The sequence below is a fragment of the Bythopirellula sp. genome, from assembly GCF_041737835.1.
GTDB lineage: Bacteria > Planctomycetota > Planctomycetia > Pirellulales > Lacipirellulaceae > Bythopirellula.
The window spans coordinates 470,104-480,428 of record NZ_JBGSQY010000040.1; the positions used below are offsets into that span (position 1 = coordinate 470,104).

General features: G+C 54.7%; 7 protein-coding genes. 4 read left to right on the plus strand and 3 right to left on the minus strand.

What is annotated here, in order from left to right; translation table 11 throughout:
- Positions 1-26: 26 nt before the first annotated feature.
- A complete protein-coding gene (locus AC6T8Q_RS13550; protein ID WP_500679582.1) occupies positions 27-977 on the plus strand; it encodes an N-acetylglucosamine kinase in 951 nt (316 codons plus the stop codon).
- Here the strand turns inward: AC6T8Q_RS13550 and AC6T8Q_RS13555 are convergent.
- Entirely contained in the window at positions 965-2,038 is a 1,074-nt protein-coding gene (locus AC6T8Q_RS13555) for an anhydro-N-acetylmuramic acid kinase (protein ID WP_500679583.1), read from the minus strand. The genes AC6T8Q_RS13550 and AC6T8Q_RS13555 overlap by 13 nt on opposite strands.
- A gap of 322 nt (positions 2,039-2,360) precedes the next feature.
- Between AC6T8Q_RS13555 and AC6T8Q_RS13560 the strand changes: the two genes are divergently transcribed.
- The 3 genes from AC6T8Q_RS13560 to AC6T8Q_RS13570 all read left to right on the plus strand — a co-directional run bounded on the left by AC6T8Q_RS13560 (position 2,361) and on the right by AC6T8Q_RS13570 (position 5,838).
- Positions 2,361-3,443: a PEP-CTERM sorting domain-containing protein gene (locus tag AC6T8Q_RS13560; protein WP_500679584.1), complete on the plus strand. Its 1,083-nt coding sequence runs from the start codon at positions 2,361-2,363 to the stop codon at positions 3,441-3,443.
- 332 nt (positions 3,444-3,775) lie between these two features.
- The gene (locus AC6T8Q_RS13565; RefSeq protein ID WP_500679585.1) at positions 3,776-4,879 is read left to right on the plus strand and encodes a DUF1559 domain-containing protein; all 1,104 of its coding nucleotides are present in this window, start codon (positions 3,776-3,778) and stop codon (positions 4,877-4,879) included.
- Between the two features lie 191 nt (positions 4,880-5,070).
- Complete coding sequence (locus AC6T8Q_RS13570) at positions 5,071-5,838, plus strand: PEP-CTERM sorting domain-containing protein (RefSeq protein WP_500679586.1); 768 nt, start codon at positions 5,071-5,073, stop codon at positions 5,836-5,838.
- A 91-nt stretch (positions 5,839-5,929) separates the two neighbouring features.
- Here AC6T8Q_RS13570 and AC6T8Q_RS13575 read toward each other — a convergent pair whose 3' ends face one another.
- The gene (locus AC6T8Q_RS13575) at positions 5,930-7,954 is read right to left on the minus strand and encodes a family 10 glycosylhydrolase (RefSeq protein ID WP_500679587.1); all 2,025 of its coding nucleotides are present in this window, start codon (positions 7,952-7,954) and stop codon (positions 5,930-5,932) included.
- A gap of 110 nt (positions 7,955-8,064) precedes the next feature.
- Positions 8,065-9,996: a GH25 family lysozyme gene (locus AC6T8Q_RS13580; protein WP_500679588.1), complete on the minus strand. Its 1,932-nt coding sequence runs from the start codon at positions 9,994-9,996 to the stop codon at positions 8,065-8,067.
- Positions 9,997-10,325 lie beyond the last annotated feature (329 nt).

Below are 10,325 nucleotides of genomic sequence, written 5' to 3' on the forward strand. Positions count from 1 at the left end.
GCGCCCTTAGCTATACTCGCCGCATAATGGTTGAGCACAGCTTAGTAATCGGTGTTGATGGCGGCGGCACAAAGACCGACGCCTGTCTGGCTCGGATTGGCTCCGATAACGAAGAACGCATCCTTGGCTACGGCCAAGCGGGATCTTCCAACGTCAAAGCTGTGGGCGAAGATGCCGCACTCGCCAATCTTTTAACCGCGATTGATGAAGCGTGGTCGCAAGCTGATCTCGCTCAAGAAACTGTCCCGTTGGCCGTGTTTGGACTTTCAGGCGCGGGCCGTCCTGAAACCCAGGCCATGATTGCAGCTTGGGCGAAACAACACAAAATCGCCGAGCAAGTGCGGGTCGTGCATGACGCTTTGCCGGTCTTGATTGCCGGTACTCCAACGGGGCAGGGGGTGGCTCTGATCGCCGGCACGGGGGCGGTCGCTTTTGCCGCCAATCAGCAGAATCACACCGCGGTGAGTGGTGGCTGGGGGTATTGGTTTGGCGACGAGGGTAGCGCGTTTTGGCTGGGCCAGGCTGCTGCACGGGCGGTTTCCCAATCTGCCGACGGACGCACTTCGCCGACGCTGTTGACCGCGGCCATCATGGATCGACTGCAAATCACCGAGCCGCGCGAACTGCTGACGGCACTCTCCCGCGATCACAGTGTCCGCGGCGCTCTGGCCGGTCTGGCGGAACTTGTTACCGATTGTGCCGCCCAAGGCGATGTCACGGCTCAAGGCATCGTCACCCAAGCCGCCGAACAGCTCGCGGCGTTAGTGATTTCCGCGGCAGAAAAATTGGATCTCGGCGACACATTTCCCTTGGCTTTGGCTGGGGGCGTGGCGTGCGGCAGCACCGCAATTCGCGAAGGACTGCTCGAAAGGCTCAACACACTTCGAGTCACGCCCTCAAGCGTCACCGTCGTGTCTCGGCCGGTTTTGGGTTGCGTTCGTATGGCGAATCGCGAACTCACCGATCAACCGAACTGAGTCGTCACGCCACCGCAAATGGGTTTTTCGCACCCAGTTGTTTCGGGAATCGTGAGCGGCAAACCTTCTTGATGCCGGACGGCGAGCCAGGCAAAACACTCCGCTTCGAGCGTGTCGGGATTCAGATTTCGCTCGCGGACGTTGCTGATTTTCCCGAAGCGATTTTCGAGCATTTTCATGATCACGGGATGGTGAACGCCGCCCCCGGTGACCCACATTTGCTTGGGCATGGCGGGGAGTTTTTTAACCGCCCGATACACGGCTTCCGCCGTCACGGCACACAGCGTGGCGGCCCCGTCTTCGACGCTCAAACCCGAGACGTCGACGTGATCGAAATCGTAGCGATCCGCTGATTTGGGCAGCGGCTGCGAGAAAAATGGCGTTTCAAAGGCCGATTCCAAAATCTCTTCGTCGACCTTGCCGGCCAAAGCCAATTTGCCATCGCGGTCGTGAGGCAGGTCGGCCATCGTTTGGACCCATTCATCAATGAGGCCGCAACCCGGTCCCGTGTCGCCGGCAATGATCACGTTGTTTTCCCCCAACCACGTGACGTTGGCCACGCCGCCCAAATTGAGCACGATCGTGGGATGGGGATCGTCGGCAAAAAGTGCTTGGTGGAACATCGCCACCAGCGGCGCGCCTTGTCCACCAGCCGCCATATCGCAGCGGCGAAAATCGCTCACCACGGGGATCTGAAATTCCTTGGCCAAGATCCACGGGTTGCCGATCTGCATCGTCAAACCTTCTTTGGGCACGTGGCGAACCGTGTGGCCGTGAAAACCAAGTATCGAAATCTTGGAGCGATACTTGGGTTGCTCTTCCAAAAGTTTGTTGAGCGCAACCACATGATGACGCGAAATTTCGTCTTCCAAACGCAAAAGCTCGGTAACAGGCACGTCGTGCTGCGAGGCGTCGAGAAGCCGCAGGCGGAGGCCTTCTTCGTAGGGCAAAGTCAGGCCGCTGAGCACCTTAATTTTGCTTTTGCCATCAGTTTCGAGCATGGCCACGTCGACGCCATCGCAAGAAGTTCCGCTCATGAAACCGACTGAAATCTTGCTCATATTTGTTCGCTGCCGAGAAAGGGCGATAGCTGGTAAGTGTCTCAATGGTGTAATCAACTCTGAATTGAAGTCAACCCCGTCGAGCGACCTCACTTCGGAGTGGAATCCAACCGACCATTCACCACAAAACCGCATCCTGCGGTTATGCGCATTGGCGAGAAAGAATTGCGCACAATTTGTTTCGTGAATTCTTACTTTGTCGTTAAGATGCAAAGGTGGTCATCACGCGCGCCCATAGGGCGCTAGCACGTTCACCGCACAAAACACCTTGAGTCGCTCTAAGAAAATCCATTCTTTTCTCGCCAGGTAAGGGACTGTATCCATGATGAAGAAAATTGCCCTCCTTTCGTTGCTCAGCGTTGCACTTTGCAATGTTGCGCAGGCACAAGTTATCGTGAACGAAACATTTGAAACTTACGCCGACGACGCCGCCATGCAGGCCGCATGGGTTTCGAATACGGGTTCGACTACTCAAACGTTTTTGTTTGATGAGACCACACCTGGTCAGCCCTATGCCGTATCACCCGATCCAGGTGCCGTGGATGGTAAAGCCGTTCTCTTCGATGGCACGACCGGGGGGTTTAACAAATGGGGAACGGCATTTGCCATCGCGCCGACTGCCACGAAGAACGTTGTGCTCAGCGCTGATCTTGCACATGACATGCTCACGTCAAACAAACGGCTTTCGGTAGGTTTGCGATACACAGGTGCTGTTTCTGAAAATCTCATCGAGCTTGGCTTTTGGAATGGACTCCCCCTTGGACCAAACGGTGAGTTCTTTCAGTTTGGTTATCGTACAGTTCTGATGCCGGGCAGCACAAACTGGCAGCCTTATTCACTCCCCACTAATAAGGATCAATTGTTTGAGATTGGCGATGCTGCTTTTCATACTTTTACCGCTACCATCAGCGTAACTGATGTCACATTTACCCTGGATCTCTTCGGCGATGGCATCAATAACGGCACGGGCGCCCCTGGCTTGGATGCCATCAATGTCGTGGCGGCAGTCACCACGGCCAATGGATATAATGATCTGCGTTTCGGCGGACCTTCGGGTGTTACTTCTGCCGATCCCTTTTTAGGTGTCGATAATATCTCACTTAGTCTGGTTGATGTTGTTATTGAGCCCCCCACCGGCAATGCCGACTTCGACGAAGACGGCGACGTGGATGGCCGTGACTTCCTGATTTGGCAACGATCGGGCTTGATCGACGATGGTACTGCCTTACTAGCGAACGGTGATGCCAATGGCGATGGAAACGTCGACGGCGACGACCTCGCCCTTTGGCAAGACCAATATGCACAAGCTCCCCCTTTGTCGGCGATCAACACAGTTCCCGAGCCAACCTCGGCTGTCTTGCTGGGCATGGCTCTGTCGTCGCTCGCTTTGCTGAAGCGTCGCTAGGAGTTGTTGATTTCCTATAATCTCCGCGCTATGGGGCTTGGGGCAGCCCATAGCGCGGATTTTTTATTGGGGACAAAGTTTATTGGGGTCTTAGCCACGTCTCACTCAAATGATCGATGGCACGAATGGAATTCAGTTGCCTGATCGAATGTCTCGCCTACAATTGGCTGACTGCTCTTTTCACTTGAATTTGGTTGCGCGTATCCGAGAAAAAGATGCGCAACATTCTCTAGGGCATTTTGTAATTTGCATTTAATATAAAAGTGTAATAAGCCCTTTTTTGAATTGTACTTAGATGGCTTATTCGCTCGCTCCTTTCCTAAGGTAGTTCTATGAGAGATTTGGCACTTCAATCGATTTCGTATCGTTCGCAAGGCACAACCAAGCGGAAAGCTTTCACACTTGTCGAGCTGTTGGTGGTGATCGCCATCATCGGCGTATTGGTGGCCCTGTTACTGCCGGCGATTCAAGCCGCGCGCGAGGCGGCCCGCCGGATGAGCTGTCAGAACAACCTCAAGCAACTTGGTTTGTCGTGTCTGAATTATGAATCGGCTCGGAAAGCGTTTCCCATGGGATCCACGATCGCTAATACGACTGGCCAACCAAATGGTCTGAGTTGGCTTGTCACGGTCATGCCTTACATCGAACAAGGCAACACCAGCAGTATGATTGACCAACGAATTGAAAAATATCGTTCTGAGAATCAGGGCAAGGATCCCGATGTGCAGGATCAGTCCATTTTTGGTGACCTTAACTCTGCTGCTGTTGCAAACTATCAATGCCCCAGCGACACCCCCTCCGAATTGGTAGATTCGCTCAATCGTGAACGGCTTGCCGCGAGCTATGCGGGTGTCGCGGGTTCGGCTGGGAGTCGGGCTCCAGATAGTAGTCAAGCGTCGAGAGATAATTTTGGATTTCATGGTAGTAAAACCGGTTCATTAGGACCTATTAACTACGATGGCATGCTGTATATGGGCAGCAAGGTCAGGCCCAAGGATGTAATCGATGGAACAAGTAACACGCTGTTGGCGGGCGAACGTTGGTATAGTTTGCGAGCTTGGACTGTGGGCGGGTACTGGACTCAGGGCGAAACATCTGGGTTTACGACAAAACCGCCGAGTGGCCCACGTGACGGTCAGTATGGATTCGCCTTTAAGAATGTCGACCGACGCTATGCGATAAATGCCTCGCTTGATTCGGTCGGGTACTACGCCTTGCACAACTCGCAAAACGAAACCCGGCCTGTTTCACCTGCGCCGCCGAATGCGCAACTCACAATGGCTACCAACGACCTGCTATTCGGCAGTTTTCACTCGGGCGGTGCGAACTTCGTCAACGCGGACGGCAGCGTTCACTTCCTGTCTGACGACCTAGATGGCATCATCTACGAGGGGTTAGCTTCCAAGAATGGTCAAGAAACCGTCTCGATTCCCTAAGTTTTCATTGTTGGTGTCATAACGGCCACCTCTCGGTGACTGCGCAAAACAAATATAATCATGCGCATATTTTCTTGTGTCATGCGCGATTGCCAAGTATCCTGGAGATTGTGAACTGAAGTACGGCAACACGAATTCCACTCGCTTTTCCACGTATCCCTTTTGAGTTGGACAACCACGGGAGATGACTAATGAAATTGAGAAACCTATTCGCCTCTTTGGCCCTAGTAATGGGCCTTGCGCTGAGCTCTGCTCAGGCAACGATCATCGTCAATGACGATTTTGAATCTTACGCAGACACGGCAGCCATGCAGGCCGTCTGGACCGCGGCAGCACCTGGCACCCTCAGTACAACACTTGGGAATCCTGGTCAATCGTTGCGACAAGTACCCACAGGTTCGGGTGCGACAGCTTTGCAAAATCAGCAGACTTTCTCGCCGATTACTCCGACGACTTCCGATCGGGTTGTTTTCAGCGTTGATATTTACGACGACGGCACGAGTGCTAACAAAAGAATTACCGCTGGCCTTCGCAACGGTGCAGGTTCGAATATCTTTGAAATGGGCATGTACAATAGCCCCAGCCATTACGCGGTCCGTGCCGTACTACCGGGTCCCAGCTGGCTGGCCTTCACCGGTCTAGTCAATGACCTTGGCAACCCTATTACCAATGTCCCGGTTGCAGGTTGGCATACCTTTCGCCTGGAGCTTGATGGTGCAAATGCCACGTTCACTCTCGACCTGAATGGCGACGGGAATATCAACGGTACTTTAGTGGTGCCCGTAGCTTTCAATGGCGCGAATCCGCTCAATACCGTTCGCCTAGGAACAGGATTGTCTTCCGCAGGTGGTGGTGCGAACTTCGACAATGTGAGCTTGGCTGTGGTTCCCGAACCCGCCTCGCTGGCGTTGGTTGGTTTGATGGGCTTGGGTCTCGCCTGCGTGAGAACTCGCCGCTAAGCGACTAAAGTTTGTGATTTATAAATAGGGCCACATCCCCAAGGGATGTGGCCCTATTTCATGCGCGGTGTTTAAACAGTGAGATGGCGGACTAGTGTGGTACGACACTGCGTGTCGTCGATGAAGCCTTCGATACGGAGTGTCGAGCGACTCTTCGTCGCAGAGTCGCCGCCGCCAACAAGCCACCCAGCAAACTCCAAGTCGCCGGTTCAGGCACGGACTTACTCGCCGCGAGCGGCTCGTCGGCGGTAAAGTTGCGCTGCCAAATTAGAAAATCGCGGCCATCGGAATCGCCGTCCCCGTCGGCGTCGGAATCCCCATTGATGCCGTAATCTTCTTGCCACTGGGCCAAATCCAAACCGTTGACCGAGCCATCGCGATTGAAGTCGCCCGTAATTAACGCCGCTAACGGGCCATTGGGATTGTGCGAGACAGTGTCCAAATAGATCGTGGCATCGCCGTCGCCATAGAAGAAGACCGAATCGATGGTTACAGTTGGCCCCGTGATTACGCCATCGCCGTTGACCCAGCCCTCCCACTGCGAATCGTCGGCCAAGTCCCATTGATAGAGATGCCACTGTCCGTCGGCAATGATGTCTTGCAGCAGACCACGGTCTGCCGTGCCGGGATCATCCAAAGCGATTTGAACCGTCAGCCCCGAGTCCTCGGTTTTGAGCCAAAAGCCGATATAACCCGTCGCGGGCAACGCCACGTTGCCCGCCGGGGCGGCCACACTACCGATGCCCGAATTGTGCCGCAACTGCCAAGTCCCTGCGCCGCTGTCCACAAGATTCAGTTCCTGCGCAGCCAAGCCGCCTTGCGCTTCGGTTGTAACGCGTTCGATGGTCGTTGAAGCCGCCAGCCCAAAGGTTTGGCTGACCGGTGACTGATTATACGACCAGGCAAAGTGTCCTTCGTCGGTTTCAAAATCGTCGAGCACATTGCCGGGCCCGGGCGGTTGAGGCTCAATCGAAGCATAAAACTCAGAAACCGCCTGCCGCCGTGCTGCCGACAAACTCTGGTTGAACATGGCCGGGTAACTGTAGAGTGCCACGCCGTCGGCTCCCATGTTGTACGCGCGTTCGAGCTGGCTGATCGTGAGTTCCACCCCGCCGCTATCTTCGTCCTGGAGATAGACGCCCAGGGTGGGAATGATCTTCGTGTTGGTCGGGATGTTGAGCGTATTCTGCAGGTTGGGATTGAACAAGTGATCGTTTGAGGAGCTCAAGTAAATCATCGGCATGGCCGTATCGAGCAAATCCTGCTCCAGCCACGAGCGATAGTCCTGCATGTAATCGTTCTCGGCGATATCGGGATCTCGCCAAACGGAAGCCGAGTATTCAATAGCCCGTCCGGTCATCGCCTCCGCCGTGTCGACGGTCTGTCCAATCGAGGCGACGAGATCGGTGATTCGGCCCTTCACAAAGTTGCGATACGCCGACACATTGGCCGAATTCGAACCATCGAGCCCCGTGGCTGTTTGAAACATCTGATGTGAAATCGCGTCGTGGGGGAGGGTGCTGAAGCTTGTTCCGGGAATGTAGCGGATGTAATCGAGATGGATACCGTCGACGTTATAGTTCGTGGCGACGTCGTTGATGACGTTGTTGATATGGTTGTGAACCTCGGGCAGAACGGGATTCACGCTCGAATAGCCGCCACCACCAAAGCCTTCTTGCGGTTCAACCGTGCCGCTGCTATTGACTAATCGAAAGCTCGGGTCGGTGTTATGGAACATATGCCCCGCAGGCGGGTTGAGAGCCGTTGTGTTCCACATGGTCGTGGTGTTCATCCAAGCATGCACTTTGATGCCGCGAGAATGGGCGGCGTCGATCGCGGTTTGCAGCGGATCGAAGGAGACGGATAAGCCGTTCGCCCGCGGTTCGAAATTGCTGTCGTAAAAGGCATCGCCCCGGCCACGCACTTGAAACATCACATCGGTGATGCCCAAATCGGCCGCATTCTGGAAGATGGTGTCGATGCTCGACGAGTTGTAGCTGTACTCGAAGCGGCTCACAAACAGGGGGCGATGATCGCCAAAATCAGCTCGTAAACTTGCCGTCAGGCTGAGGATCAATATTGGCGCGAGAATCAATGTGCGCAGTGAGATAGTCATAGCCTGTTCCATGCTCGCGAGTGATTAGAAGATAGATCAACTTGCCGATGACTTCAGCAAGAAAACCCATTTTGTACTACAGGCTCGACGGGAACAAGAAAGACTTGCGTTTACTTCCGCCGCAAAGCCAAAGCCGCAAGCGACAACATCAACAAGCTATACGTGGCCGGTTCGGGAACGGACACGCTGGCCGCCAGGGATGGGCTGCCCGTGAAATTCTTTTGCCAAATGAGAAAGTCGCGACCGTCGGAATCTCCATCGCCGTCGGCGTCGGATTCGTCGTTCACTCCGTGGTCCTCTTGCCACTGTGTGAGGTCCGTGCCATCGACGAAGCCATCGCCATTAAAGTCGCCGGGAATGATCGGGGCGATCGTGGACACAACTTCCAAAAAGCCCGTACCCGTGATTAACGGCGAGGTGTATTGGGCCCCGGAATCGAGGGCTCCCCAGATGCCGGTCGCCTGGGCGACGCCATCGATAAAGAGCTTGTTGATGGTATCGGTGGCTGCGAAATTCAAATCGAGCGCCCCCCCCGTGCTGAGGTAAATATCAGCCGTGTTCGACAAGAACGGCCCATCGATGGCCAGCGATCCTTGCAAGACACTTGTGTCAAATTGATAAGCGCTATTGCCGGCAAGCCGCAGCGTACCGGGGCCATTTTTGGTGAGCCCACCGTTGGCCAGCGGGACTGTGATGCTCACATCGGTAGCAGCAGTTCCGTTACCGATGGTAAATGTGCGAATCGCCCCGCCCAGATCGACAAAACCGCTGCCTGCACCGGGCGGCTTAGAAATTAAGGCCGCCGCATTGTTGAGTGGACTCAAAGTCACGTCGCCACCCACGGTGATCATCGCGGGGCTGAGCGTATTGGGCATCAAGTTCACTTTATCGAACGTCAGCGAGCCGCCATTGAGCGCCAACGTGCGCGTGGTGTCGACTTGCAACGTGTGGACGCTCAAACCGCCCGTGCCGCTAAGTGTGACATTCGCCGAAAATTGGGCTGAAATTGGCGTCGAATCGGCGCTAGGCACATAACCGATATTCAAGTTGCCGCCCGTGATGTTCAATGCTTCGTGGGCGTAGAGCTTGCGAATCGAATGCGAACCCGAAGAGAGCGTCACGGTTATGTCTCCGGGACGCTCGAGGATGACCGTATCGTTGATCGCCGGGGTGCGCTCAGCGGGAAGCGTCATCGCTCCGACACGTGCCACTTGGCCGGGACCTTGCACGGGGGCAATGGGGGTTTGTCCGCTGTTCCAGTGGTCGTCGAGCGTCCATTCGCCGCTGTTGTCGTTCATCCAAACCGCGGGAACGAGCTGGTCTTTGACGAATTCAATGCCACCTTGGGCGACGTTTAGATCGAGATTGGTGTTGCCGTTGTTGAAACCGCTGAGTCTTCCCGAGGCCGTGTACTGCCAGAATGACCAGGGATTAGAATCGCCATAGTCATTCCAGGGGCCATAGATACCTGACGCGGTATCGCCGGGATGCGCGGTTTGCACGGGGATCGAATTGGGATTCGACTCATTGGGCCAACGAGGATGCCAGGTCACCGGCATTTTGGTGACCAACTCTTGGCGGAGCGCAGCTGAAGCTGATTGAACATGACTGGCATAACTCGAACCGATATAGATTGCGGGCCTGACTCCCATGACTTCAAACACACGATCCGAAAAATCGATGGCGAATTGAGCCATCTGATTGGGATTGCGCTGACTGATGCCGGCTTCAAGATCGAGCACTGGCAGGAGGTATCCCGGCCGCATCCACGGGCCAGCCATCTCAATAAAATGGTCGGCTTCGTCGGTACCCGTGTTGGCAATTCCGCCCGAATTAAGAGTACTGGCAATAATGTCAGGTCGGGCAAAGTGGTAGGAACCTGCGAACAAACCGGCTGCCGTGGCTCGCGTGATGTTCTGGACGAAATACGGATCATCGTAGCGTTGGGAGAGCGTGTTCGTGGGAGGATCATTGTCGGCATTGCTTTGGTTGTAATAGCCGGTCGTTCCCCCGCGACTGGAGCGAAGAAAAACGAAATCCATATCGTCGTTGTTATGAATGTTATTCCAGGTTGTCTGCGAGATGTTCCCCTGCCAGGCTGAAATATCCAGCCCTAACGAACGGGTCTGAGCGCCAAGATTCGAGGCGCAAAAGAACAGGGCAACAACGACTAACGCGATGCCGGCAAAATGAACTCTGCAAGAAGATTGCTCGAGTGATAGATAGACTTTGCCCAACACCGCCTCCTCGATCTCTGACCACTGAAAGCAAAACGGAAAAACTCTGTCGCGACCTGTTCATTATAGTTGTCATGCATTTTTCCGACAATTAAAGTGTGCCCTGTTTGGGTGCGGTAACCACCAAGCATTCG

What these genes read in the sequence shown, in the direction of transcription:
- AC6T8Q_RS13580 (WP_500679588.1), bottom strand. Translation starts at nt 9,996, where the DNA reads ATGGATTTCGTTTTTCTTCGCTCCAGTCGCGGGGGAACGACCGGCTAT.
- AC6T8Q_RS13560 (WP_500679584.1), top strand. Translation starts at nt 2,361, where the DNA reads ATGATGAAGAAAATTGCCCTCCTTTCGTTGCTCAGCGTTGCACTTTGC.
- AC6T8Q_RS13565 (WP_500679585.1), top strand. Translation starts at nt 3,776, where the DNA reads ATGAGAGATTTGGCACTTCAATCGATTTCGTATCGTTCGCAAGGCACA.
- AC6T8Q_RS13550 (WP_500679582.1), top strand. Translation starts at nt 27, where the DNA reads ATGGTTGAGCACAGCTTAGTAATCGGTGTTGATGGCGGCGGCACAAAG.
- AC6T8Q_RS13575 (WP_500679587.1), bottom strand. Translation starts at nt 7,954, where the DNA reads ATGACTATCTCACTGCGCACATTGATTCTCGCGCCAATATTGATCCTC.
- AC6T8Q_RS13570 (WP_500679586.1), top strand. Translation starts at nt 5,071, where the DNA reads ATGAAATTGAGAAACCTATTCGCCTCTTTGGCCCTAGTAATGGGCCTT.
- AC6T8Q_RS13555 (WP_500679583.1), bottom strand. Translation starts at nt 2,038, where the DNA reads ATGAGCAAGATTTCAGTCGGTTTCATGAGCGGAACTTCTTGCGATGGC.